The organism is Jhaorihella thermophila, from assembly GCF_900108275.1.
Taxonomy (GTDB): domain Bacteria; phylum Pseudomonadota; class Alphaproteobacteria; order Rhodobacterales; family Rhodobacteraceae; genus Jhaorihella; species Jhaorihella thermophila.
On record NZ_FNVD01000003.1, the window covers coordinates 205,067 to 227,598 of the forward strand.

25 protein-coding genes are annotated in these 22,532 nt (G+C 64.7%); 21 read left to right on the forward strand and 4 right to left on the reverse strand.

Annotated features, from left to right (window positions below; genetic code table 11):
- Positions 1-86: 86 nt before the first annotated feature.
- Together C4S70_RS05800 and fliK are read right to left on the reverse strand one after the other, a co-directional pair.
- On the reverse strand, positions 87-776 hold the full coding sequence (locus C4S70_RS05800) for a flagellar hook capping FlgD N-terminal domain-containing protein (RefSeq protein ID WP_104007156.1): 690 nt from the start codon (positions 774-776) through the stop codon (positions 87-89).
- Positions 773-2,419, reverse strand: a complete 1,647-nt coding sequence (fliK, locus tag C4S70_RS05805) for a flagellar hook-length control protein FliK (protein WP_146064178.1) — start codon at positions 2,417-2,419, stop codon at positions 773-775. Before fliK ends, C4S70_RS05800 begins: the two co-directional genes overlap by 4 nt.
- An 86-nt stretch (positions 2,420-2,505) precedes the next feature.
- On the opposite strand from fliK, the gene C4S70_RS05810 reads away from it, so the two are divergent.
- From C4S70_RS05810 to C4S70_RS05895, 18 genes are all read left to right on the forward strand, one after another.
- On the forward strand, positions 2,506-2,799 hold the full coding sequence (locus tag C4S70_RS05810) for a rod-binding protein (RefSeq protein WP_104007158.1): 294 nt from the start codon (positions 2,506-2,508) through the stop codon (positions 2,797-2,799).
- Positions 2,783-3,139, forward strand: coding sequence for a flagellar biosynthesis protein FlgN (locus C4S70_RS05815; protein WP_146064179.1), 357 nt, complete (start codon positions 2,783-2,785; stop codon positions 3,137-3,139). Before C4S70_RS05810 ends, C4S70_RS05815 begins: the two co-directional genes overlap by 17 nt.
- A gap of 208 nt (positions 3,140-3,347) precedes the next feature.
- Positions 3,348-4,559 carry a flagellin gene (locus C4S70_RS05820; RefSeq protein WP_104007160.1) on the forward strand — a complete coding sequence of 404 codons (1,212 nt, stop codon included), beginning with the start codon at positions 3,348-3,350 and terminating at the stop codon, positions 4,557-4,559.
- A gap of 64 nt (positions 4,560-4,623) precedes the next feature.
- A complete protein-coding gene (gene flaF, locus C4S70_RS05825; protein ID WP_104007161.1) occupies positions 4,624-4,995 on the forward strand; it encodes a flagellar biosynthesis regulator FlaF in 372 nt (123 codons plus the stop codon).
- Between the two features lies 1 nt (position 4,996).
- Positions 4,997-5,401, forward strand: coding sequence for a flagellar biosynthesis repressor FlbT (gene flbT / locus C4S70_RS05830; protein WP_104007162.1), 405 nt, complete (start codon positions 4,997-4,999; stop codon positions 5,399-5,401).
- Positions 5,398-6,198 carry a DUF1217 domain-containing protein gene (locus C4S70_RS05835; RefSeq protein WP_104007163.1) on the forward strand — a complete coding sequence of 267 codons (801 nt, stop codon included), beginning with the start codon at positions 5,398-5,400 and terminating at the stop codon, positions 6,196-6,198. The genes flbT and C4S70_RS05835 overlap by 4 nt, the downstream gene beginning before the upstream one ends.
- Before the next feature lie 287 nt (positions 6,199-6,485).
- Entirely contained in the window at positions 6,486-7,328 is an 843-nt protein-coding gene (gene rplB / locus C4S70_RS05840) for a 50S ribosomal protein L2 (RefSeq protein ID WP_104007164.1), read from the forward strand.
- A gap of 3 nt (positions 7,329-7,331) precedes the next feature.
- Positions 7,332-7,610 (forward strand): 30S ribosomal protein S19, encoded by a 279-nt coding sequence (gene rpsS / locus C4S70_RS05845; RefSeq protein ID WP_104007165.1) that lies wholly within the window; start codon positions 7,332-7,334, stop codon positions 7,608-7,610.
- Positions 7,611-7,613: 3 nt separating this feature from the next.
- Entirely contained in the window at positions 7,614-7,994 is a 381-nt protein-coding gene (gene rplV / locus C4S70_RS05850) for a 50S ribosomal protein L22 (RefSeq protein ID WP_104007166.1), read from the forward strand.
- A complete protein-coding gene (gene rpsC, locus C4S70_RS05855; RefSeq protein WP_104007167.1) occupies positions 7,994-8,701 on the forward strand; it encodes a 30S ribosomal protein S3 in 708 nt (235 codons plus the stop codon). The genes rplV and rpsC overlap by 1 nt, the downstream gene beginning before the upstream one ends.
- A 12-nt stretch (positions 8,702-8,713) precedes the next feature.
- Complete coding sequence (rplP, locus tag C4S70_RS05860; RefSeq protein ID WP_104007168.1) at positions 8,714-9,127, forward strand: 50S ribosomal protein L16; 414 nt, start codon at positions 8,714-8,716, stop codon at positions 9,125-9,127.
- Positions 9,128-9,237: 110 nt separating this feature from the next.
- A complete protein-coding gene (locus C4S70_RS05865; RefSeq protein WP_104007169.1) occupies positions 9,238-9,858 on the forward strand; it encodes a 2OG-Fe(II) oxygenase family protein in 621 nt (206 codons plus the stop codon).
- 191 nt (positions 9,859-10,049) lie between these two features.
- Positions 10,050-12,920 (forward strand): error-prone DNA polymerase, encoded by a 2,871-nt coding sequence (locus C4S70_RS05870; protein WP_104007241.1) that lies wholly within the window; start codon positions 10,050-10,052, stop codon positions 12,918-12,920.
- 51 nt (positions 12,921-12,971) lie between these two features.
- Positions 12,972-13,220: a hypothetical protein gene (locus C4S70_RS05875; RefSeq protein WP_104007242.1), complete on the forward strand. Its 249-nt coding sequence runs from the start codon at positions 12,972-12,974 to the stop codon at positions 13,218-13,220.
- A complete protein-coding gene (locus tag C4S70_RS05880) occupies positions 13,217-13,618 on the forward strand; it encodes a hypothetical protein (protein ID WP_104007170.1) in 402 nt (133 codons plus the stop codon). Before C4S70_RS05875 ends, C4S70_RS05880 begins: the two co-directional genes overlap by 4 nt.
- A gap of 202 nt (positions 13,619-13,820) precedes the next feature.
- Complete coding sequence (gpmI, locus tag C4S70_RS05885; RefSeq protein WP_104007171.1) at positions 13,821-15,338, forward strand: 2,3-bisphosphoglycerate-independent phosphoglycerate mutase; 1,518 nt, start codon at positions 13,821-13,823, stop codon at positions 15,336-15,338.
- On the forward strand, positions 15,335-16,471 hold the full coding sequence (locus tag C4S70_RS05890; RefSeq protein WP_104007172.1) for a murein hydrolase activator EnvC family protein: 1,137 nt from the start codon (positions 15,335-15,337) through the stop codon (positions 16,469-16,471). The genes gpmI and C4S70_RS05890 overlap by 4 nt, the downstream gene beginning before the upstream one ends.
- 7 nt (positions 16,472-16,478) lie before the next feature.
- A complete protein-coding gene (locus tag C4S70_RS05895) occupies positions 16,479-17,810 on the forward strand; it encodes a S41 family peptidase (protein WP_104007173.1) in 1,332 nt (443 codons plus the stop codon).
- A gap of 99 nt (positions 17,811-17,909) precedes the next feature.
- Here C4S70_RS05895 and C4S70_RS05900 read toward each other — a convergent pair whose 3' ends face one another.
- On the reverse strand, positions 17,910-18,284 hold the full coding sequence (locus C4S70_RS05900; RefSeq protein ID WP_104007174.1) for a hypothetical protein: 375 nt from the start codon (positions 18,282-18,284) through the stop codon (positions 17,910-17,912).
- A gap of 10 nt (positions 18,285-18,294) precedes the next feature.
- On the reverse strand, positions 18,295-19,056 hold the full coding sequence (locus tag C4S70_RS05905; RefSeq protein WP_104007175.1) for a DUF6478 family protein: 762 nt from the start codon (positions 19,054-19,056) through the stop codon (positions 18,295-18,297).
- Positions 19,057-19,286: 230 nt separating this feature from the next.
- Between C4S70_RS05905 and C4S70_RS05910 the strand changes: the two genes are divergently transcribed.
- The 3 genes from C4S70_RS05910 to C4S70_RS05920 all read left to right on the forward strand — a co-directional run bounded on the left by C4S70_RS05910 (position 19,287) and on the right by C4S70_RS05920 (position 22,462).
- Complete coding sequence (locus C4S70_RS05910; RefSeq protein ID WP_235003728.1) at positions 19,287-20,189, forward strand: CPBP family intramembrane glutamic endopeptidase; 903 nt, start codon at positions 19,287-19,289, stop codon at positions 20,187-20,189.
- Positions 20,190-20,252: 63 nt separating this feature from the next.
- Positions 20,253-21,191: an acetyl-CoA carboxylase, carboxyltransferase subunit beta gene (gene accD, locus C4S70_RS05915; RefSeq protein ID WP_104007176.1), complete on the forward strand. Its 939-nt coding sequence runs from the start codon at positions 20,253-20,255 to the stop codon at positions 21,189-21,191.
- Positions 21,188-22,462 carry a bifunctional folylpolyglutamate synthase/dihydrofolate synthase gene (locus tag C4S70_RS05920; RefSeq protein ID WP_104007177.1) on the forward strand — a complete coding sequence of 425 codons (1,275 nt, stop codon included), beginning with the start codon at positions 21,188-21,190 and terminating at the stop codon, positions 22,460-22,462. Before accD ends, C4S70_RS05920 begins: the two co-directional genes overlap by 4 nt.
- Positions 22,463-22,532 lie beyond the last annotated feature (70 nt).

The window sequence follows — 22,532 nt, forward strand, 5'->3', positions numbered from 1 at the left end:
GCTTCGTTTTCCTGCAAGACATGCTCCAGACACAGAGGTCGGCACGAACCGGGAACGCGCCCTGCGGTGTTACCCTCTGGCCCAGTTTACGCCGGCGGGCGGCGGATCGCGTCCACGGATGCAGCAAGGATCTCTTGACCGCTGTCCAGGATCAAGACCGTTTTGCCCTCACGCAACTGCACCTCGGCCACGCCACCATAGAATGAGGCCGGAGTCCGCCCGATCGTTTCACCGCGCGTCACGCTCAGAATGTCGAAACTGTAGGTGCCGGCAGGCAGGGGAACTCCCTTTTCATCCATGCCGGACCACTTCACTTCGCCCCCGGACAACGGCAGAGGCAATCTTTGCACTTCGCGCCCTTCACCGTCGCTGACGACAAGAGCCACCTGGTCGGCTCCCTTGGCCGGCGAATAGGCCAGCGTGATCGGCGAGCCGTCAAATAGCGCAGCCCCGTGAGAGCGCACCTCCTGTCCGATCCAGCCGGACAACATGGCCATGTTCGCCGATCCCAACTGCGCGACCAAGCTCGCCAGTTTCTCATTCGTCTGCACTTGCTGTTCGACCATCGAAAACTGCGCCAGCTGCGCCGCATACTCGGTCGAGTCGATCGGCTTCAGCGGATCCTGATAGCGGGCCTGCGCAGTCAACATTTTCAGGAAAGTCTGAAAGTCCGATGAAAAGCCCTGCGCGGAGGCGGTTCGATCCGCGGTGCCGTACTGCGCATCGTCTGTACGGATATTGCCAAGGGGGCGGGCGGAAACATTCTCAACAGTCATAGTCTCAGATCCATTCCTTCGCCGGGCGCAACGCGACCGGACCGTGTGTGCGCAAGATTTGCCGAGCCGTCCGGCTCCACGTCATCCGACGGATCACCTTGGGTCCAAGCTTCTTGACGAGATTGCGCGTTCCGCCCTGAATCCTCCGAAAAGGAAAATGTTACGTTTTCGTATCCCAAACCCCGCAATGCTTCGCCAAGGCCCCCCGCGTATTGCCGCATGAGCTCCACCGTTTCCGACCGATCCGCAGAAATCGCAACCGCAACACCGTCCGCCTGGGGATGCAGTCTCATACGCACCCGGCCGAGTTCCACCGGATCCAACGCGACCTCGATTGCCCCATCCGGGCCGCGCGAAAGATAGCGGATCATGTCCGTCGCCGTCCATTCGTCCAGCCTTACCCCGTGCAGGACAGCCGACCCGTCGATCGTGCCGCTGCCTTGATGCGCCGCAGGCGTGCCTGATTGAACGGAATGAGATGCCAGAGCCAGACTCCCCTGAAGCTCACCCGTGGCGGTCACGGGACGATCCCACGAGGCTCCACCGGAACCAAAGGATCGGCCAACGTATTCCGAAACCCAACCGGGTTCGCGCCAACCCGGGGAAGTCCTGTCAACGGATGCCTCCGGGCGGCTGCCTTCGGCATGAACGCGCACGCCCTCTTGCGAAGTAATGTCCGAAATGATCGCAACAGCTTCCATATTGGATGTGGCCGAGGCTCGATGCCCTGCCCCTGCTGCGCCTTCGGAAATGATTTGGAACCGGGCCTTCGGCCCGCTTTCAGGCGCGAAATGCCCCTTTGGAAACGATGCGGCGTCATACGCAACACCATCCGCTTGAACCGTCGTGGAGAAAGTGACGGCGTCGCCCGCAATGTTGCGCGAATCCTTGAGGCCCGACGGCACCTGCAAGAACTGAGCCTGGGAAAAGTCTCTCACGCTTTGCTGTTCGACAGATCCGACGGCTCCTTGGGCACCCATTCCCGCAACCGCCTGCGCGCGTATTTGATTGCCGCGGGCGGCATTGGACCCGTCAGTGGCTTGCCCCTCGTGACCACCTTTCATCGCCGATCGCGGAGCCGGTAGTTCATCGACACTTTTCCCGCCCGAAAAAATGGTGAAGCGCCCACCCTCTGCGCCCGATGGCATGTGGACGGATTGCGACACCCCACTACCGCCCGAAACACCCGATGCTCCGCTCGTTCCGTCTGCGGCCGTCGTTGCCGTGTTCCTTTTCACCGCCACCGTTTCCGGCCTGGCACTCGTTTCTCCATTACAAGTAGGCAGGTCGCGTCTCGAGCCCGCACCCTGCCTTTGGCTTGACATGAAGTCGCCGTCGGTCGGGACAGTACTCGTCAACGCTTTCGGCTCCGATGGGTCCGCCGCTCCCCCGGCGTCGCCGGGCAAATCGTCGTCGGATCGTCGATCACCGTCGCCAGTTTCATCGGACACACTGACTTCCGCTTGTGATTCGGACGCCTTCGGCCGCCGAGATGCGGCCGAGGCCTTCATCTCGCCAAAAACATTCTCAAACGTCCCCTTTTGGATCGAATCAGTTGAAACTGCGCCAGAAATCTCTTGATCAGCGCGAGCTCTCGATCCGCCAAGCGGGACCAGAGACGGGGCGTGGGTTTCTGTCATCATGCCGACACTGATGACCGCGAGAAGTTTCGTCTTTTTTAACCGCCACGTCCCCAATCTTTGAAAAAGCCATCAATTCGAGGAACCCGATGGAATCGCCAATCACCAACACAGTACCGCCCGGCCAGACGACACGACCAGAAAGACTGGCCGAACTGCGTCAGGCCGCGACAGAGTTCGAAGCCGCCTTTCTCGCCGAAGCGCTGAAGTCCGCGGGTCTAGGCAAAAGCCGGTCGGATTTTGGCGGCGGGGTCGGCGAGGACCAGTTTCAGGATTTTCTTGTCCGCGCCCAGGCCGACGAACTTGCGCGAAACGGAGGGATCGGCGTCGCTGATATCGTCTTTCGCGCCTTGATGGAGAAAGAAAATGGCAAACAAGACTGAAGCAACCCTTGAACGGGTGAATCGACTTTTGGATGCGGAACGCAAGGCGTTGATCGAAGGCAGACTCGACCAGCTCGCCGAGCTGGCAGAGCGAAAAAGCGAACTGGTCTTGGACTTGGAACAATTGGGCGACCTCAACCAGCAGGATCTGCAAGAGATGCGGCGAAAGGCGCACAGAAATGAACGCCTCATTCAATCGGCGCTCGAAGGAATTCGCAGCGTCACCGCAAGGCTGGAGACGCTCCGGCGCGTCCGTGAGGGCTTGGAAACCTACGATCGCTCGGGAAACAAGACCCGGATCACGTCGTTTCGCGACGCGCGAATGGAAAAACGCGCCTGAGCGGATTTCTTGAAAATGCGAGGTATAGGACGGGCATCCTTTAGCAGTCTGTTAGGACATCGGCGCCAATGGTGTCCCTGCATCCGAAAGAAAGGCGGATGGCGCGCGGCCGGCAAGGCGGCGCAACAGTCAGAATGACGACCGTTCCGCTCCCATGGGGGCTGGGTGAAACACGGCGGAAATCCGCCTTGAAACAGAGGAAACAGTTATGTCCAGCGTTCTGACGAACAACGGCGCCATGGTGGCGCTTTCCACCCTGAAATCCATCAACTCGAACCTGGCTGAGGTGCAGAACCAGATCTCCACCGGCAAGCGGGTCTCCTCGGCCAAGGACAATTCCGCGGTCTGGGCAATTTCCAAAGTCATGGAAGCCGACGTTCAGGGCTTCAAGGCGATCTCCGACAGCCTGTCTCTGGGACAGTCCACTGTGGCGGTCGCCCGAAACGCGGCCGAGACGGTCACGGATCTTCTGACCCAGATGAAAGGCAAGATCGTCGCCGCGCAGGAGGGGAACGTCGATCGGTCGAAGATCAATGACGACGTCACCGCGCTGAAAGACCAGATCAATTCGGTCATTTCGGCCGCGCAGTTCAACGGCCTCAACCTGGTCGACGGGTCGGTTGCCACCGCCTCGATCCTGGCCTCGCTCGACCGCGACAGTGCCGGCAACGTGACCGCCAGCTCGATCACGGTGACCGCGCAGGATCTGTCAACGGGCGGCTACACGGCGAACGACATTTTCAGCGGCAGCTCCACCGGCGCATCCACGAACGGCGACACGGTGGCATTCGCCCTCGATGCGGCCGGGGGCAATGAGCAGATCGCGATCGCTGAGAACGGCGCGGCATTCGTTGCCGGTGACAAGGTCAGCTTGACCGTCGGGGACCAGACCGTTTCGTACACCGTCACGGCGGATGACGCGGCCGCAACGACTACGGCGGATATCGTCGCGGTGGCGTTGAAGGACAAGATTGACGGCCTCGGCATCTCGGGCCTCACCGTTGACTATGACAGCAGCGCGCCCGGCACGCTGAACTTTACCAACAGCGGTTCCGTCGACCTGACCGTGAGCGGTCAGTTCACCAATGCCGGATCGGGCGGGCTTGGCGCCATGGCCGGGATCGACGTATCGACCGCCTCCGGTGCCCAGTCCGCCCTGGGGACGATCGAAACCCTGATCAGCACGGCCATTGACGCCGCGGCGGCCTTCGGCTCGGTCGAGGGGCGGATCTCGACCCAGGCCGACTTCATCTCGAGCCTCACCGATTCGCTGAAATCGGGCATCGGGAGCCTGGTCGATGCCAACATGGAGGAAGCGTCGGCGCGGCTGCAGGCACTGCAGGTCCAGCAGCAGCTCGGGGTTCAGTCGCTTTCGATCGCCAACCAGGCGCCGCAGACGATCCTGTCTCTGTTCCGCTGAAACAGCTGACCGGGGCCTGACGGCCCCGGTCCCCCTCCACACAGCCATTATCTGAGGAGTGGCCATGAATGCCCACGCACAGGCCCAGCGCGCCTACACGTCCGCCAGTATCCCGACCAAGACCCCGCGCAGCATCGAATATGAGGTCATCGCCCGGATCACCCGCCGTCTGAGGCAATCGGTTGAAACGGGCCAAACCGGTTTTTCCGAATTTGCACAGGCCCTGCATGACAATGGCCGCATGTGGAACATCTTCGCGGCGGACGTCGCCAGCCACGCCAACAAACTGCCCGCGGAACTGAAGGCGCGGTTGATCTATCTTGCCGAGTTCACGCAGGTCCATACGCGCAGGGTTCTCGCCGGCGAGGCAACGGTCGATGCTCTGCTTGATGTCAACACGGCGGTGATGCGCGGACTACGCGGGGAGGGCGCATAGAATGCCCGGGCTGATACTGAAACTTGCCCCCAGGGAACGCGTCTTGATCAACGGCGCGGTGATCGAGAACGGCGATCGAAGATCCCGCCTGTCGGTGCTGACCAAGGAAGCCAATATCCTGCGGCTGCGCGACGCGATTCATCCCGATGAAGCCAATACGCCGGTCCGGCGGGTCTGTTATGCCACGCAATTGGTTCTGTCCGGCGATACCGACCCGCAGAGCGCGCGGCTCGCGCTGTTGCGCCGGATCGAGGAGTTGAGCCAGGTCTTCACCGACGCGGACAGTCGTTCCGCCCTTGCTGAAGCGACCGAAGCTCTGATCGAGGACCAGCATTACCGTTGTCTCAAAGCCCTGCGTCGCCTACTGCCACGCGAAAGTCGACTGCTTGCGGTGGGGCGGACATGAGCTTTCAGCCGGTCATTCCCGCCTCGGGCCTGGTTGGCTGGCGCTTTCTGCAACGCACCCATGCGGCACAGATGCAGGCTTTCACCGCCACCGGGCTGCAAGAGCGCGAGGCCGGCTATTTCCTGGAAAAGATCGGGCAGATCACCAACGCCAGTGAACTCGTCGCGGACCGCAGGCTGCTGTCGATAGCGCTGGGGGCGTTCGGACTGCAGGACGACATCGAAAACCGCGCCTTCATTCAGCGCATCCTGTCGGACGGCACGTCCAGCCCTTCCGCCCTTGCCAACAAGATGACGGATTCCCGCTATCGACGGTTCAGCGCCGCCTTCGGTTTCGGCGTCGGCGAGATCGTCCAGACCGGGAACCGGGCCGGAATGGAAACCATCGTTCAGCAATGGCGTTCCAGCCAGTTCGAGATCGCCGTGGGCGAGCAGGACGACACGATGCGCATTGCGCTATACGCAGAACGCCAGCTGGATGCCTTGGCGACACGCGCGACAAACGACGAAACGAAATGGTTCACCATAATGGGCGAGCCGCCTTTGCGCGCCCTGTTCGAAACGGCCCTGGGTTTGCCCTCTGCATTTGCGCGGCTCGACATCGACAAGCAGCTTGAAATCCTGCGGGACCGGACACGCGCTGTGACCGGCGACAGTTCTGTCGCGCAATTCGCCGCGCAGGAAAACCGCGACCGGCTGATTGCGCTTTACTTTGCCCGATCCTCTGCCGACAGTCTTTCCGCCGGATCGTCCCCGGCCTCTGTGGCGCTGTCCCTGTTGCAGGCCGGCTCTTGGTGATGCACGAACGCGCCAGCCGGCCCCGGGTCGGTCAGCGGGCCATCGGCGAACCGTCCCTTTGCAAACGCCACGCGGCAGGTTGCGGAGCCGACAGAAATCCGCATCCGGCTATGGACAGACGCCCCTTTCCTTGCTAGACGGCGCCAGTCTCACGGCCTCGGATTCGTTCCGGGGCCCGTGATTTTTGCAACCGGGGACCTTCGGGGCCCTATATCCCGGCCACCCGCAAGGGGGGCTTCAACATAGGCGGGTTCCTCCCGCCGCTTGCTAAACGGAAGACAGAAAGCATGGCACTCAAGTCGTACAAACCGACGACGCCGGGCCAGCGCGGGCTGGTGCTGATCGACCGTTCGGAGCTTTGGAAAGGACGTCCTGTCAAAGCCCTCACCGAGGGCCTGACCAAGAAGGGCGGCCGGAACAACACCGGACGGATTACCGCTCGTCGCCGCGGTGGTGGCGCGAAACGGCTCTACCGGATCGTCGATTTCAAGCGCAACAAGTTCGATGTTCCGGCCACCGTCGAGCGGATCGAATACGACCCGAACCGGACCGCCTTCATTGCGCTCATCAAGTATGAAGACGGCGAACAGGCCTACATCCTGGCGCCGCAGCGCCTGGCCGTGGGCGACAAGGTGATCGCCAGCGCGAAGGCCGACATCAAGCCGGGCAACGCGATGCCGTTCTCGGGCATGCCGATCGGCACCATCGTCCACAATATCGAGCTGAAGCCCGGCAAGGGCGGCCAGATCGCACGCGCCGCGGGCACCTACGCCCAATTCGTCGGCCGCGACGGCGGCTATGCCCAGATTCGTCTGAGCTCGGGCGAACTGCGCATGGTGCGCCAGGAATGCATGGCGACCGTGGGTGCCGTCTCGAACCCCGACAACTCCAACCAGAATTTCGGCAAGGCCGGCCGCATGCGCCTGAAGGGCAAGCGCCCGTCGGTGCGTGGTGTCGTGATGAACCCGATCGACCACCCGCACGGCGGTGGCGAGGGCCGGACCTCGGGCGGCCGCCACCCGGTGACCCCGTGGGGCAAGCCGACCAAGGGTGCGCGCACCCGCAACAAGAACAAGGCGTCGCAGAAGCTCATCATCCGCTCGCGTCACGCCAAGAAGAAAGGGCGTTAATCCATGGCTCGCTCTGTTTGGAAAGGCCCCTTTGTCGACAGCTACGTCCTGAAAAAGGCCGAAGCTGCGCGTGAATCGGGCCGCAACGAAGTGATCAAGATCTGGTCGCGCCGCTCCACCATCCTGCCCCAGTTCGTGGGGCTGACCTTCGGCGTCTACAACGGCCACAAGCACGTCCCCGTGCTGGTGACCGAGGACATGATCGGCCAGAAGTTCGGTGAATATTCGCCGACGCGGACCTATTACGGCCACGCCGCCGACAAGAAAGCGAAGAGGAAGTAAGTCATGGGCAAGGCAAAGAACCCGCGCCGCGTGGCAGACAACGAAGCGATGGCCAAGGTCCGGATGCTTCGCACCTCGCCGCAGAAGCTGAACCTGGTGGCGGCCATGATCCGCGGCAAGAAGGTGGATCGCGCGCTGAACGACCTGACGTTTTCGAAAAAGCGCATCGCGCAGGACGTCAAGAAGTGCCTGCAATCGGCGATCGCCAACGCCGAAAACAACCACGGCCTGGATGTCGATGAACTGATCGTCGCCGAGGCCTGGGTCGGCAAGAACCTGACCATGAAGCGCGGCCGTCCGCGGGCGCGTGGCCGGTTCGGTCGTATCATGAAGCCGTTTTCGGAGCTCACCATCAAGGTGCGTCAAGTCGAGGAGCAAGCCTAATGGGTCAGAAAGTCAATCCGATCGGCATGCGCCTCCAGGTCAACCGCACCTGGGACAGCCGCTGGTACGCCGACACCAAGGATTACGGTGATCTTCTGCTGGAAGACCTGAAAATCCGTGATTTTATCAAGAAAGAGTGCAAGCAGGCCGGCGTTGCCCGCGTGATCATCGAGCGTCCGCACAAGAAGTGCCGCGTGACGATCCACACGGCCCGTCCGGGTGTCATCATCGGCAAGAAGGGCGCAGACATCGAGGCGCTGCGCAAGAAGCTGGCGAAGATGACCGACAGCGAGCTGCACCTGAACATCGTCGAGGTTCGCAAGCCGGAACTCGACGCGCAGCTGGTGGCGGAATCGATCGCCCAGCAGCTCGAGCGTCGGGTTTCCTTCCGCCGCGCCATGAAGCGCGCGGTGCAGAACGCGATGCGCATGGGCGCGCTCGGCATCCGGGTGAACGTGGCCGGCCGCCTCGGCGGGGCCGAGATCGCCCGCACCGAATGGTATCGCGAAGGCCGCGTGCCGCTGCACACCCTGCGGGCCGATATCGACTACGCCACCGCCGAAGCCGCGACGCCCTACGGCATCATCGGCATCAAGGTCTGGATCTACAAGGGTGACATCATGGAACACGACCCGTCGGCCCATGACCGTCGTCTGCAGCAGATCCAGGAAGGCCCGGCCCCGCGCGGCGCCGGTGGCCGCCGCTAAGGGAGAACGGACATGCTGCAACCCAAGCGCACCAAATTCCGCAAGATGCACAAGGGCCGGATCAAGGGCCAGGCAAAGGGCGGATCCGACCTGAACTTCGGCACGTTCGGCCTGAAGGCGCTGCAACCCGAGCGGGTGACCGCGCGCCAGATCGAAGCCGCGCGTCGGGCGATGACCCGCCACATGAAGCGTCAGGGCCGCGTCTGGATCCGGATCTTCCCGGACACGCCGGTGACCTCGAAACCGACCGAAGTCCGTATGGGCAAGGGCAAGGGTTCGGTGGATTACTGGGCCGCCAAGGTCAAACCCGGCCGCGTGATGTTCGAGATCGACGGCGTGAGCGAAGACGTCGCCCGCGAGGCGCTGCGTCTCGCCGCGATGAAGCTGCCGATCAAGAGCCGCATCGTGGTTCGCGAAGACTGGTAAGCCTGACCGGCCTGTAAACCGTTCAGCCCCCGCCGGCCCTCCGGCGGGGGTTCTTCGTTCCTCGGCCGGGCACCCTTGGTCGCAACCCGGTCCCGCGATAAGAGAGCGCCATGGCAACCATCGAATCCCTTTTCGTCACCCGTCTCTATCACGCCCCGCTGAATGAGCTCGGCGAACCCGTCGACGCATCCGAACTCGAAGCATCCTGCCTGTCGATCGCCGCCGACGACGAGGCCGGCCAGCAGTGGTGCGAAGAGAACGGCTATCCCGGCTACACCTCCTACGCCTCGCTGACGGACCTGCCGTGGCGGTTTCCGATCTTTGCCGATCTGGTCGAGCTTCTGGACCGGCACGTGGCCGCCTTTGCCGAAGACTTGGAATTCGATCTCGACGGACGCGAATTGCGACTCGAAGACCTGTGGATCAACATCCTGCCGCCGGGCGGCACCCATGCCAGCCACATCCACCCCCATTCGGTGATCAGCGGCACGACCTATGTGGCGATGCCCGAAGGCGCCAGTGCGCTGAAGCTCGAGGATCCGCGCTCAGCCCGGATGATGGCCGCTCCCACCCGACGCAAGACCGCCCGACGTGAACTTCAGCCATTCATCTACATGGCGCCCAAGGTCGGCGACGTATTGCTTTGGGAAAGCTGGCTGCGCCACGAAGTGCCGCTGAACATGGCCGAAGAGGAACGCATCAGCGTAAGCTTCAACTACGCCTGGGGGTAGCCCGGCGCACCCTTCCCGCAATCACCCGACCGGACGGCAAGCCACACCCCGCATCTTTCATCTTGCCTGAAATACTCCGGGGGAGCGCGAGGGGGCAGCGCCCCCTCGCATCGGTCGGATTGGCGCAGCCAATCCGAAAGGTTCCCCTCGGACTCGTGATGGGAACAAAAAGTGAATATCATGAACCCGCCATGATTCCCGAACTGTCGATCACGTCGAATTTCACCTTCCTCACCGGGGCCTCGCACCCCGAGGAATACATGGATCGCGCCGCCGCGCTGGGTCTGCTGGCCATTGCCATTGCCGATGACAACTCGGTGGCCGGGATCGTGCGGGCGCATACCCGCGCGCGCGAAATTGCCCAGCTGGTCGGGGAACGGCGCGACTGGGACGCGTCCCACGATCCCATCGGCCCGCCCCGCCCCGCCGGCATCCCCGCGCCGCCATCCTTTCCCATCTACGCCACGCCACGCCTGATCCCCGCCGCGCGACTGGTCTTCACCGACGCACCCCCCGTAACGGTCCTGCCCGAAAACCGCGCGGGCTGGCGCAATCTCTGCCGGATTCTCTCGACCGGTTGTCTGCGCGCGGAAAAGGGCAAATGCGAGCTGCAGCTGGCCGACCTGCTGGAACGGCCCGGCGGCCTGCAGCTGCTGCTCTGGCCCGGCGACTGGGACCGCTTCGCCGCTCCCCTGCACCGGCATTTTCCCCACCGGCTGCACCTGCTGATGCGCCCCCATTACGACGGGCGCGACGCCGACCGCTTTGCCGCGCAGGCGCAGATGGCCGAACGACTCGGGGTTCCCGTGCTGGCCAGCGCCGCGCCGATCATGCATCACGGAGCGCGGCGCCGACTGGCCGACGTACTGACCGCGATCCGTCTGCGCCGCAAGGTGGACGATCTCGGTCGTCATGCCCTGCCCAATGCCGAACGCCGCCTGCGCGCCCCCGCCGAGATGCGCCGCCTGTTCGCCGGCCATGAGACGGCGCTCGGCAACGCGCGGGCGCTGGCCGACCGGCTGCGGTTCTCGCTGGACGAGCTGCGCCATGAATACCCTTCCGAAGGAACCGGCGATGAGACGCCCGCCGCGCGGCTCGACCGGCTGGCGCGGGCGGGGCTCGACTGGCGTTATCCCGCCGGCGCGCCGGATCGGGTGCGCGCCATGCTCGAACACGAACTGCGCCTGATCGCCCGGCTGAAATACGAACCCTATTTCCTGACCGTCCACGACATCGTGCAATTCGCCCGCTCGCGCAGGATCCTCTGCCAGGGGCGGGGCAGCGCGGCCAATTCCGTGGTCTGCTATTGCCTGGGCATCACCAGCGTCTCGCCGGAAATCGGCTCGATGGTATTCGAACGCTTCGTCAGCGAGGCCCGCGACGAACCGCCCGACATCGACGTGGATTTCGAACATGAACGCCGCGAAGAGGTGATCCAGTGGATCTATGAGCGTTACGGTCGCCACCGTGCCGGGCTGTGCGCCACCGTGATCCACTATCGCGGCAAGCGCGCCATTCGCGAGGTCGGCCGCGCCATGGGGCTGAGCGAGGGCACGCTGGCGGCGCTCGGCTCGCAACTCTGGGGCTTTGGCGGTTCCGCGGGGCTGGAGGAGGAGCGGATGCGCGAGATCGGGCTCGATCCCGCCGACCCGCGCCTGCGCCTGACGATGCGACTGGTGCGCGAACTCATCGGCTTTCCCCGGCATCTCAGCCAGCATGTGGGCGGCTTCGTCATCGCCGGGGACCGGCTGGACGAACTGGTGCCGATCGAGAATGCGACGATGGAAGGGCGCACGGTCATCTGCTGGGACAAGGACGACATCGACAGCCTTGGCATCCTCAAGGTGGATGTGCTGAGCCTCGGCATGCTGACCTGCATCCGCAAGGCGTTCGACCTGATCCGCGCCCATCACGGGCAGGAATGGACCTTGGCCACCCTGCCGCCCGAGGATCCCCGCGTCTACGACATGCTGTGCCGGGCGGATTCGGTCGGCGTCTTTCAGGTGGAATCACGTGCGCAGATGAATTTCCTGCCCCGGATGCGGCCGCGCAATTTCTATGACCTGGTGATCGAGGTCGCCATCATCCGCCCAGGGCCCATCCAGGGCGACATGGTGCACCCCTATATCCGCCGCCGGAATGGCGAGGAGGAAGTCAGCTTCCCCTCCGACGCGCTGGGCGAGGTGCTGGGCAAGACGCTGGGCGTGCCGCTGTTCCAGGAACAGGCGATGCAGATCGCGATGATCGGCGCGGGGTTTTCGCCCGAACAGGCCGACCGGCTGCGGCGGTCGCTGGCGACCTTCAAGAAGCACGGAAATGTCAGCGAATTCCGCGCGCTGTTCATGCGCGGCATGCGCCGCAACGGCTATGACGAGGAATTCGCCGCGCGCTGCTTTTCCCAGATCGAAGGGTTCGGCTCCTACGGCTTTCCCGAAAGCCACGCGGCCAGTTTCGCGCTGCTGGTCTATGCCAGCGCCTGGCTCAAGTGCCACCATCCCGGCATCTTCGCCTGCGCGCTGCTGAATTCCCAGCCGATGGGGTTCTATGCCCCCGCCCAGATCGTGCGCGATGCGCGCGAACACGGGGTCGAGGTGCGGCCCATCGATATCAACGCCAGCTTCTGGGACAACGTGATGGAACCCGACGGGCGGGGCGGGCTGGCGCTGCGGCTGGGGTTCCGCCAGATCCGGGGGCTGTCGGAAGAGGATGCCGCATGGCTGACGGCGGCGCGGGGCAACGGGTATCGAACGGTGGATGACCTGTGGCGCCGCGCCGGTCTGGGACCGGCGGTGATCGAGCGGCTGGCCGAGGCGGACGTGTTCGCCTCGCTCGGCCTGACCCGGCGCGAGGCGCTGTGGCAGGCCAAGGCGATCGCCACGGCGCGGCCGCTGCCGCTGTTCGCCGCCGACATGGAGGGCGAGGCGATCGACGAGCCGGCCGCGCTCTTGCCCGAGATGACGATGGGCGAGCAGGTGGTGGAGGACTACGTCGCCATGCGGCTGAGCCTCAGGGCGCATCCCGTCGCGCTGCTGCGGCATCTGCTGACACCAGATTTACCTTGACACCTTGGTGCCTGGATTTCATTACTTCGCTTCTGCAAGACGGAGGGGATGATGCCAAGGATCACCCGAGTGCAGACCGGCCTGCGGTTGGAGGCCCGGCTGCTGAAAACGATGAAGGCGCTGGCGGAATATCTGGACATGCCGGTAGCCGAATTGATCGAAGGCGTGATGCTGCATGCCTTTGAGGGGAAAGCGCCGTTTTCCGAGGAGACGCTGGGCAAGATCGCGGCGCTGCGCGAGGTCTACGGGCTGGACCTGACGGCCGAGGACAGTCACAAGCTGAGGGAGGATCCGTCATGAGCCGCTATCAGGAAATGGCCCGGGCGCTGGCGGATGGCACGTTGTCGCCCAAAGGGTTCGACCATCGGGCGCATGTGGCGGTGGCGCATGTGATCCTGTCCAGCCACGAGGTGTTCGAGGCGGCAGCGCTGTTCGCCAGCAGGTTGCGTGAGGTCACCCGCGCCGCCGGCGTGCCCGAGAAGTTCAACGCGACGGTGACATTCGCCTTTATCAGCCTGATCGCGGCACGGATGGAAGGGCATGAGGGCGAGAGCGCCGAGGCGTTTCTTGCCCGAAATCCCGACCTGTTGGACATGGGCGTGCTGGATCGGTTGTATCCGGATGGCGCGTGGAAAAGCGAACTTGGGCGACGGATTCCTCTTTTGCCGGGACAGGCTGCGATGGCGCCGGGACCGTGACCCGGCAGCGCCGGCGCGGGCGGAAGCCGGGGATTCGGGTATTTGTGACCAGAAAGAAGCAGCAGGTGCGCCGTTTCTGCACCGCCGTGGCAATTGATCGCGGGAAATAGGGTCGAAGACCGGCGCCGCGGCCTGGAACCCGGTTCACCCAGGCGCTGCGAGACGTTAGAAGGCCCGCAGGCCAGTTACCGGAGGAAAGAGCATGTCCGCACCGAAGCCCGTCGTCCTGTGCATTCTTGATGGCTGGGGGCTGTCCGATGACACCGAGGCCAACGCGCCCCGCCTGGCAGCGACGCCGACCTTTGACGCGATCTGGACCAGGGGGCCGCATGCGACGTTGATCACGCATGGGCGCGACGTGGGATTGCCGACCGGGCAGATGGGCAATTCCGAGGTCGGGCACACCAATATCGGCGCGGGCCGGGTGGTGGCGATGGATCTGGGGCAGATCGATCTGGCCATCGAGGACGGAAGCTTTTTCACCAACCCCGCGCTGCGCGACTTCATCGACCGGCTGAAGCAGAGCGGAGGGACGGCGCATCTGATGGGGTTGACCTCGGATGGTGGCGTGCACGGGCATATCGAACACATGCTGGCCGCCGCGCGCGAGATCGCAGGCGAAGGTATCCCGGTGGTGCTGCATGTGATCACCGACGGGCGGGACGTGCCGCCGAAATCGGCCGATGGCTACGTCACCGATCTGGAGGCGCGCAAACCCGAAGGCGCGCGGATCGCTACAGTGACGGGGCGTTATTTCGCGATGGATCGCGACCGGCGCTGGGACCGGGTGGAGCGGGCCTGTGCCGCGATCCTGCGGGGCGAGGGGCTGAAGGCGGACAGTGCGGCGCAGGCGGTGGCCGAAGCCTATGCGCGGGGCGAGACCGACGAGTTCATCCAACCCACCGTGATCGGCGACTACGCCGGCCTCCGGGACGGCGACGGACTCTTTTGCCTGAACTTCCGCGCCGACCGGGTGCGCGAGATCCTGGCCGCCATCGGCGATCCGGATTTCGACGCCTTCGACACCGGGACGCGACCGAAACTGGCGGCGCTGATGGGAATGGCCGAGTATTCCGACCAGCACAGCACCTACATGACCACCATGTATCCCAAGCAACCCATCCGGAACACGCTGGCCGAATGGGTGGCCAGGCAGGGTCTGCGCCAGTTCCACGTCGCCGAGACCGAGAAATATCCGCATGTGACCTTCTTCCTCAACGGCGGCAAGGAGGATCCCGAGCCGGGTGAGGACCGCTACATGGCGCCTTCGCCAAAGGTGGCGACCTATGATCAGGCTCCGGAAATGTCGGCGGGCGAGGTGACGGACCATCTGGTCGAGGCGATCGAACGGGGCTATGACCTGATCGTGGTGAACTACGCGAACCCCGATATGGTCGGCCATACCGGCGACCTGAATGCCGCGATCCGCGCCTGCGAGGCGGTGGACCGCGGGCTGGGCCGCGCGGTCGCGGCCCTGGAAAGGGCGGGCGGCGCGATGATCGTCACCGCCGATCACGGCAATTGCGAAACCATGATCGACCCCGAAACCGGCGGGCCGCACACCGCACATACGCTGAACCCGGTGCCGGTGGTCCTGGTCGGCGGCCCCGAGGGCGCGCGGCTGCGCGATGGACGGCTGGCCGACCTCGCGCCCACGGTGCTGGAACTGATGGGGCTGCCGAAACCACCCGAAATGACGGGGGAAAGCCTGCTGGCATGATCCTGCGCGCCGCCATTTTTGCGTTGACGCTCTGGTCCGGGTCCGCCGTGGCCCAGAGCGATCCGGCGCAGGCCGCACGGTCGGCGGCGGAGCAACTGGAACGGGCCACCGTCGCGCTGGAACAGGCAGATGGCGCGCGCGACCGGGTGAAGGCGCTGACCAAAACGATCCGCGCCTACGAGGCCGGGCTGGCGGCGATGCGCGACGGGCTGCGCCGGGTGGCGATGCGGGAATCGCAACTGTCGCGCCAGTTGAAGGTGCGCGAGGAAGAGATCGCCAATCTTCTGGGCGTTCTTCTGGTCATCGAAACTTCGCCGCCGCCGGTGCTGCAGGCCCATCCGCAGGGGCCGCTGGGCGCGGCGCGGGCGGGGATGATGCTGGCCGAGGTGACGCCCGCCCTGAACGCCAGGGCAGATCAGTTGCGCCGGGATCTCGAAGAGATACGGACGCTGCGCCTTTTGCAGGAAAAGGCGGCAGAGACGCTGGCAAACGGGCTGGCCGGGATCCAGAAGGCACGGGCCGAGCTGAGCAAGGCGATCGCCGAACGAACCGATCTGCCGCGCCGCTTTACCGAGGATCCGGTGCGCACCGCGATCCTGATTTCCTCGGTCGAGACGCTGGACGGGTTTGCCTCGGGCCTGTCGGAGATCGCGCAGAACGGCGAGGTTGCCGCGACGGATGCCGACATTTCCGATCGCAAGGGCAGGATCGAACTGCCGGTTCAGGGTGTGGTTCTGCGCCGCGCCGGAGAACCGGATGCCGCCGGTGTCAAGCGCCCCGGTATCATCCTGGCGACGCGCCCGCGGGCGCTGGTCACTTCGCCCACGCCAGCCACGATCCGCTATCGCGGGCCGCTGCTGGACCTTGGCAACGTGGTGATCCTCGAGCCGCAACCGGACACCTTGTTCGTGTTCTCGGGGCTCAGGGAGGTATTCGGCGAGGCCGGGCAGGTCATTCCCGCGGGCACGCCGGTGGGGCTGATGGGCGGCCCGGCGCCGCAATTCGACACGATTTTGTCACCGGACGCAGAAGGTGCTGGTGCCGACCTGTCCGAAACGCTCTATATAGAGGTCAGAGAAGGCAACCGGCCGGTAGACCCGGAAACGTGGTTCCGCACCGACAAGAGTGGATAGACGACACATGAAGCAATTCCTGATCGCCGCGGCAAGCGGCACGCTGGCAGGTATCATCGCGACGACACAGGTGGCCGGTCCGCTTCTGGCCGAGGAGCAGAAGCGCAACGTGAATGTCTATGAACAGCTCGACCTGTTCGGCGACATCTTCGAACGCATCCGCGCCCAGTATGTCGAGCCGGTGGACGAAAAGAAGCTGATCGAAGCGGCGATCAACGGGATGCTGACTTCGCTGGATCCGCATTCCAGCTATCTGCCGCCCGAGGCCGCCGATGCCATGCGCGTGCAGACCCGGGGGGAATTCGGCGGGCTGGGCATCGAAGTCACGCAAGAGGAAGGCTTCGTCAAGGTCGTCTCGCCCATCGACGGCACGCCCGCGGCCGAAGCCGGGATCCAGGCCGGCGATTTCATCACCCATGTGGACGGCGAGAGCGTTCTGGGCCTGACGCTGGACGAAGCGGTGGACAAGATGCGCGGGCCAGTGGGCTCCGAAATCGTCATCACCGTGGTCCGCAAGGGCGTGGACGAGCCGTTCGACGTGTCGATCATCCGCGACACGATCAAACTGACCGCCGTGCGCGCCCGGACCGAGGGCCGGGCGGTCGTTCTGCGGATCACCACCTTCAACGAACAAACCCAGCCGAACCTCGAAGAGGGCCTCAAGCGCGAGGTCGAGGCCGCCGGCGGGATCGACAATATCGACGGTTTCGTGCTGGACCTGCGCAACAACCCCGGCGGTCTGCTGAGCCAGGCGATCAAGGTCGCCGACGATTTCCTCGACAAGGGCGAGATCGTCAGCACCCGCGGCCGCAACCCCGAAGACGGCGAACGGTTCAACGCCACGCCGGGCGACATGGCCCAGGGCAAACCGATCGTGGTTCTGATCAATGGCGGTTCGGCCTCGGCCTCGGAGATCGTGACCGGCGCCTTGCAGGATCACCACCGGGCGATCGTGGTCGGCACCAAGAGCTTTGGCAAGGGGTCGGTGCAGACGGTGATGCCGATGCGAGGCGGCGGGGCGATGCGCCTGACGACGGCGCGGTATTACACGCCCTCGGGCCGGTCGATCCAGGCGCTGGGCATTTCGCCGGATATCGTGGTCGAACAATTGCCGCCGAAGCCGGAAACGGAAGAGAACCCGAAACGACGCCCGGCACGGTCAGAGGCCGACCTGCGCGGCCGGCTGAACAACGACAGTCTGACCGAGGACGAAATCCGTCAGATCAAGGAAGAACAGGCCAAAGCCGAGGCCGCGGCCGAGTTGCGCGACAAGGATTTCCAGCTCGCCTATGCCATCGACATCCTCAAGGGCTTGGCGAAATTGGCCGAAGCAGACTGAACGTGCAGCAAGTTGAACGGAAAGGCCGGGTCGCGCGCCCGGCCTTTTGACGTTCCACTGCGTCGGCAATCCGGCCGGGTCAGCCTTGCCTCGTCTCCCTCACGTCGTTTCCAGGCAATGCCGGCGGAATGCGCGTTTGAGCATGTCAAGCTCGGCGCGCAGCAGCCCCACCTCGGCCCGCAGATCGTCGGCCAGGGTTTCATCCACGATCAGCGTGAAACTGCCCAGAACCCTGTTTTCGCCTTCATCCGAGATCAGAAAGGTATGCACACCGTCCGCGAGCGCCTGTTTCGGCACGGTGATGGTGATCGACCAGGCATCGCCGTCGCCGATCGGGGCCAGGGACACGTCCTCGACCGGCTGATCTAGGTAACGCACGACGATGGCCGGCTTGGCGCCGTGCTTGGTCCCGTCGATCCGACCTTCCCAGACACCGTTGCGCATGCGGATCTTGGTGAGGGTCAAAGTGCTCATGGCAGGCCTCCTACAACGCGGCGCGGCGATAGCGGGCAAAGGTCAGATCGCGGATGATGACCTGGTTCATGTCGGGGGCCTCGAAGATCAGGTCCAGCCAGAGCTTCTCGACCCGTTTTTCGTTCATCCGCGAATAGGCGAGATCGAATTCCACCACTACTTCCTCGGCCGCGAGCGGCAGTTCGCGCACCATCTGTTCGGTGTTCGGGCCGTGGCGGATGTTGAGCCGCGCGAAGATCTCCAGCGGTTTTTCGGTTTCGATGATGGTTTCGACCCGAAACAGATGATCCCTGGTCAGCCCCTGCGCCGCGCCTTCGGGAAGGTCCACCACCAGCGACAGAAACGACCCGTCGAATTTGAACACGTCCATGCGCAGACCAAAGGCCGCCAGGTCGCGTTCGCGCGTGTTGCGCAGTTGGCGCAGGGTCAGTTCGGAAAAGGCGCAGTCGTGGAACAGCGTCACCTCGTCGCCCAGCCGGGACTTGCTCTGCACCGAGGAGAGGCCCGGCACGGGCAGCGGGCCGCGCCATGCCTCGGGCCGCCAGGACCAGTCGGTGCCATGCGGCGTGGCAAAGTAGGACGTGCCGATCCGCGGCAGCGCCAGCCGACCGTCGGCCACATGGATCAGCCGGTCGAGATGGGTGCGCAACTGACGGGCCGCGTTCCTTTGCCGGCGAAGCGTGGCAAGGTCCACGGCCTCGGCGCTCTGCGCGGCACGGCGCCACCGGCGCAGGACGCGCTTGTAAAACAGATTGTCGATAATCCTGCCCATCCCTGACCCGTTCCGAACGGTGATCCCTGCCCGACCGTTTCGAGTTATTCTAGCGAAAGCCTATCACGCAGTTAAACCTTCATTTTTCACGATCCGCAAACAATTGCCCCCGGCCCGTCCAGCGACTGGATCGTGGCCGGGTTGCGTCCGGCGGCCTCGCGCCTTACGGTCCGCCCGCACATGAACCCACGGCAGGGCACAGCGATGAGGAACCGGGGCCAGAGCCGGAAATGGACGGGGGCACGATGACCCCCCGCGCCTATCTGCCGCATGACCGGCTTGTCGCCCCGGCCCGCCGCCGGCCCGAGCTGTGGCGGCTGCTGGCCGGGCTGATGCTGGTCGCCACCACCGCCTTTGGCCTGAACATGGTGCTTTGGTCCCTGCTGCGCGGCATGGCGCCGGACTATTGGGACGCGACAGCTATTGCCGGGAACCGCCCCGGCGCGATGCTGGCCGTTCTGGCCAGCTTTGCCTTTGTCACGCTCGGGGTCGGCATGGCCGCGCGCGCGCTGCACGACCGATCCCTGCTCAGCCTGATCGGCCCCGTTCCCGAGGCGCTTTTGCAGTTCTGGCGGGTGTTTCGGCTGCTGCTGGCCTTGGGCGTTCTGGTCCTGCTTTTGCCACCCTATGACATGGGGGCGCCGATGCAGCCGAACCTGCCGTTGTCGCGCTGGCTGCTGCTTCTTCCCGCATCCCTGCTGGTGGTCCTGATCCAGACCAGCGCTGAGGAAATCCTTTTTCGCGGCTATCTCCAGCAGCAGCTGGCGGCGCGGTTCCGCTCGCCGCTGATCTGGGCCGTGGTGCCGTCGGTCCTGTTCGCCGCTGGCCACTATGTGCCGGCCGAGGCCGGCCCGAACGCGCCGCTGGTCGCCGCCTGGGCGGGACTATTCGGGCTGCTCATGGCGGATCTGACGGCGCGGGCCGGCACGCTTGGCCCCGCCATTGCGGTTCACATGTTCAACAACATCACCTCGCTGCTGCTGTTTTCGACGCCCGGCCAGTTGAACGGGCTGGCGCTGTATCTGCTGCCCTATGATCTGAGCGACAGCGAAGGTATTCTTCCCTGGCTGGCCGTGGACTTCGTGTCGATTATCCTGACATGGCTGGCCGCACGCGTGGCGATCCGGCGCTGATTGCATTTGCCGCCGCGCGGGCTTATCTGATGCGCACCACCACGCCAGAGGGCACAAGACAGCATGAACTGGATCACGAACTACGTCCGGCCCCGGATCAACTCGATCTTCTCGCGCCGCGAGACGCCCGAGAACCTTTGGCAGAAATGCGATGAATGCGGCACCATGCTGTTTCACCGCGAGCTGAAGGACAACCTCAACGTCTGCACCAGCTGCGGCCATCACATGCAGATCACGCCGCGTGCGCGGTTCAAGGCCCTGTTCGACGGTGGCGTGTTCAACGAGGTCGAAGTGCCCGAACCGATCGCCGATCCGCTGAACTTCAAGGACCAGAAGAAATATCCCGATCGCATGAAGGCCGCGCAGAAGGTCACGGGCGAGAAAGAGGCGATGCTGGTCGCCACCGGGGAAATCGGGCGCACGCCGATCGTCGCGGCGGCACAGGACTTTTCCTTCATGGGCGGGTCGATGGGCATGTATGTGGGCAATGCCATCATCGCGGCCGCCGAAAAGGCGGTGGAGCTGAAGCGCCCGCTGATCCTGTTTTCGGCGGCGGGCGGCGCGCGGATGCAGGAAGGCATCCTGTCGCTGATGCAGATGCCGCGCACCACCGTCGCCGTGCAGATGCTGAAGGAGGCGGGGCTGCCCTATATCGTCGTCCTGACCCACCCCACCACGGGCGGCGTGACCGCGTCCTATGCGATGCTGGGCGACGTGCAGATCGCCGAACCCAACGCCCTGATCTGCTTTGCCGGGCCGCGCGTGATCGAACAGACCATCCGCGAAACCCTGCCCGAAGGGTTCCAGCGCGCGGAATACCTGCTGGACCACGGGATGCTGGACCGCGTGGTGAAACGCACCGAGATGCGGGACGAGCTGATACGCATCACCCGCATGCTGCTGGGCCTGCCGCCTGCCGTGCAGGGCGATCTGCCCGCGCCCGCCGAGGGGGCGAAATCGCAGGAAGGCGAACCGCCGGCCAAGTCCGGCACCGCGAAATGAACCCGCGAAATTCGGACGTCATCCTGGGACGGATGATGGCGCTGCACCCGAAAGTCATCGACCTGACGCTGGATCGGGTCTGGCGGCTTCTGGACGCGCTGGACCACCCCGAACGCCGCCTGCCGCCGGTGATCCATGTTGCGGGCACCAATGGCAAGGGCTCCACGCTGGCCATGATCCGCGCCGGGATCGAGGGCGCGGGACAGGTGGTCCATGCCTACACGTCGCCGCACCTGGCGCGGTTTCACGAACGCATCCGGCTGGCGGGCGAGCTGATTTCCGAACCCGATCTGACGGCGGTTCTGGATGAATGCTACACCGCCAACGGCAGTGACCCGATCACCTATTTCGAAATCACCACCTGCGCTGCGCTTCTGGCCTTTTCCCGCGTGCGGGCGGACTACACGCTGCTCGAGGTGGGGCTGGGCGGACGGCTGGACGCGACCAATGTGGTCGAATCCCCGCGGCTGACCGTGATCACCCCGATCTCGATCGATCACACGCAGTTCCTGGGCGAAACCCTGGCGGAAATCGCCGCCGAAAAGGCCGGCATCCTGAAGCGCGGCGTGCCCTGCGTGGTCGGACCGCAGCCAGACGAGGCGCTTGAGGTCATCGAGGCCTGCGCCGAACGGCTGGGCGCGCCTCTGGCGGTCCACGGTCAGCACTGGCACGTCCGGGAAGAGCGCGGTCGGCTGGTCTATCAGGACGAGTTGGGACTGCTGGATCTGCCGCTGCCAGCTTTGCAGGGGCGCCATCAGATCGTCAACGCGGGGGCGGCGCTGGCAGCTCTGCGACAGCTCGGGTTCGACGAGACGGCCTGCGAGGCGGCGGTGACGTGCGCGGTCTGGCCGGCCCGCATGCAGCGGCTGCGGCGCGGCCCGCTGGTGGAGGCGGCGCCCCGCGCGGAACTGTGGCTGGACGGCGGGCACAATCCGGCGGCGGGCGAGGCGCTGGCCGGATTGCTGGCGGAGTTGCCGAAGCGGCCGACCCATCTGATCTGCGGGATGCTGAACACCAAGGACGTGGCCGGGTATCTGCGTCCCCTGGCCGGGGTGGCCGACAGTCTGACCGCGATTTCCATTCCGGGCGAGGCCAATACCCTGAGCGCGGCAGAAACGGCGGCTGCCGCGAAGGAGGTGGGATTGCCGGCGCGGACGGCCGCGAACCTGTCGGACGCGCTGGCCTCCATCGCGGGCGTCGAGCCGGAGGCTCGTGTCCTGATTTGCGGATCGCTCTATCTTGCCGGAAACGTCTTGCGCGAGAACGGCTGAGGTCGGGGGGCGCTGCCCCCGTCCGCCCGTGCCGGGCGGACTCCCCCGGGGTATTTGGCACCAGAAAGAA

Excerpts from the sequence above, each read along its gene's own strand:
- C4S70_RS05800 (WP_104007156.1), bottom strand. The coding sequence starts at position 776 with ATGACTGTTGAGAATGTTTCCGCCCGCCCCCTTGGCAATATCCGTACA.
- fliK (WP_146064178.1), bottom strand. The coding sequence starts at position 2,419 with ATGATGACAGAAACCCACGCCCCGTCTCTGGTCCCGCTTGGCGGATCG.
- C4S70_RS05810 (WP_104007158.1), top strand. The coding sequence starts at position 2,506 with ATGGAATCGCCAATCACCAACACAGTACCGCCCGGCCAGACGACACGA.
- C4S70_RS05815 (WP_146064179.1), top strand. The coding sequence starts at position 2,783 with ATGGCAAACAAGACTGAAGCAACCCTTGAACGGGTGAATCGACTTTTG.
- C4S70_RS05820 (WP_104007160.1), top strand. The coding sequence starts at position 3,348 with ATGTCCAGCGTTCTGACGAACAACGGCGCCATGGTGGCGCTTTCCACC.
- flaF (WP_104007161.1), top strand. The coding sequence starts at position 4,624 with ATGAATGCCCACGCACAGGCCCAGCGCGCCTACACGTCCGCCAGTATC.
- flbT (WP_104007162.1), top strand. The coding sequence starts at position 4,997 with ATGCCCGGGCTGATACTGAAACTTGCCCCCAGGGAACGCGTCTTGATC.
- C4S70_RS05835 (WP_104007163.1), top strand. The coding sequence starts at position 5,398 with ATGAGCTTTCAGCCGGTCATTCCCGCCTCGGGCCTGGTTGGCTGGCGC.
- rplB (WP_104007164.1), top strand. The coding sequence starts at position 6,486 with ATGGCACTCAAGTCGTACAAACCGACGACGCCGGGCCAGCGCGGGCTG.
- rpsS (WP_104007165.1), top strand. The coding sequence starts at position 7,332 with ATGGCTCGCTCTGTTTGGAAAGGCCCCTTTGTCGACAGCTACGTCCTG.
- rplV (WP_104007166.1), top strand. The coding sequence starts at position 7,614 with ATGGGCAAGGCAAAGAACCCGCGCCGCGTGGCAGACAACGAAGCGATG.
- rpsC (WP_104007167.1), top strand. The coding sequence starts at position 7,994 with ATGGGTCAGAAAGTCAATCCGATCGGCATGCGCCTCCAGGTCAACCGC.
- rplP (WP_104007168.1), top strand. The coding sequence starts at position 8,714 with ATGCTGCAACCCAAGCGCACCAAATTCCGCAAGATGCACAAGGGCCGG.
- C4S70_RS05865 (WP_104007169.1), top strand. The coding sequence starts at position 9,238 with ATGGCAACCATCGAATCCCTTTTCGTCACCCGTCTCTATCACGCCCCG.
- C4S70_RS05870 (WP_104007241.1), top strand. The coding sequence starts at position 10,050 with ATGATTCCCGAACTGTCGATCACGTCGAATTTCACCTTCCTCACCGGG.
- C4S70_RS05875 (WP_104007242.1), top strand. The coding sequence starts at position 12,972 with ATGCCAAGGATCACCCGAGTGCAGACCGGCCTGCGGTTGGAGGCCCGG.
- C4S70_RS05880 (WP_104007170.1), top strand. The coding sequence starts at position 13,217 with ATGAGCCGCTATCAGGAAATGGCCCGGGCGCTGGCGGATGGCACGTTG.
- gpmI (WP_104007171.1), top strand. The coding sequence starts at position 13,821 with ATGTCCGCACCGAAGCCCGTCGTCCTGTGCATTCTTGATGGCTGGGGG.
- C4S70_RS05890 (WP_104007172.1), top strand. The coding sequence starts at position 15,335 with ATGATCCTGCGCGCCGCCATTTTTGCGTTGACGCTCTGGTCCGGGTCC.
- C4S70_RS05895 (WP_104007173.1), top strand. The coding sequence starts at position 16,479 with ATGAAGCAATTCCTGATCGCCGCGGCAAGCGGCACGCTGGCAGGTATC.
- C4S70_RS05900 (WP_104007174.1), bottom strand. The coding sequence starts at position 18,284 with ATGAGCACTTTGACCCTCACCAAGATCCGCATGCGCAACGGTGTCTGG.
- C4S70_RS05905 (WP_104007175.1), bottom strand. The coding sequence starts at position 19,056 with ATGGGCAGGATTATCGACAATCTGTTTTACAAGCGCGTCCTGCGCCGG.
- C4S70_RS05910 (WP_235003728.1), top strand. The coding sequence starts at position 19,287 with ATGGACGGGGGCACGATGACCCCCCGCGCCTATCTGCCGCATGACCGG.
- accD (WP_104007176.1), top strand. The coding sequence starts at position 20,253 with ATGAACTGGATCACGAACTACGTCCGGCCCCGGATCAACTCGATCTTC.
- C4S70_RS05920 (WP_104007177.1), top strand. The coding sequence starts at position 21,188 with ATGAACCCGCGAAATTCGGACGTCATCCTGGGACGGATGATGGCGCTG.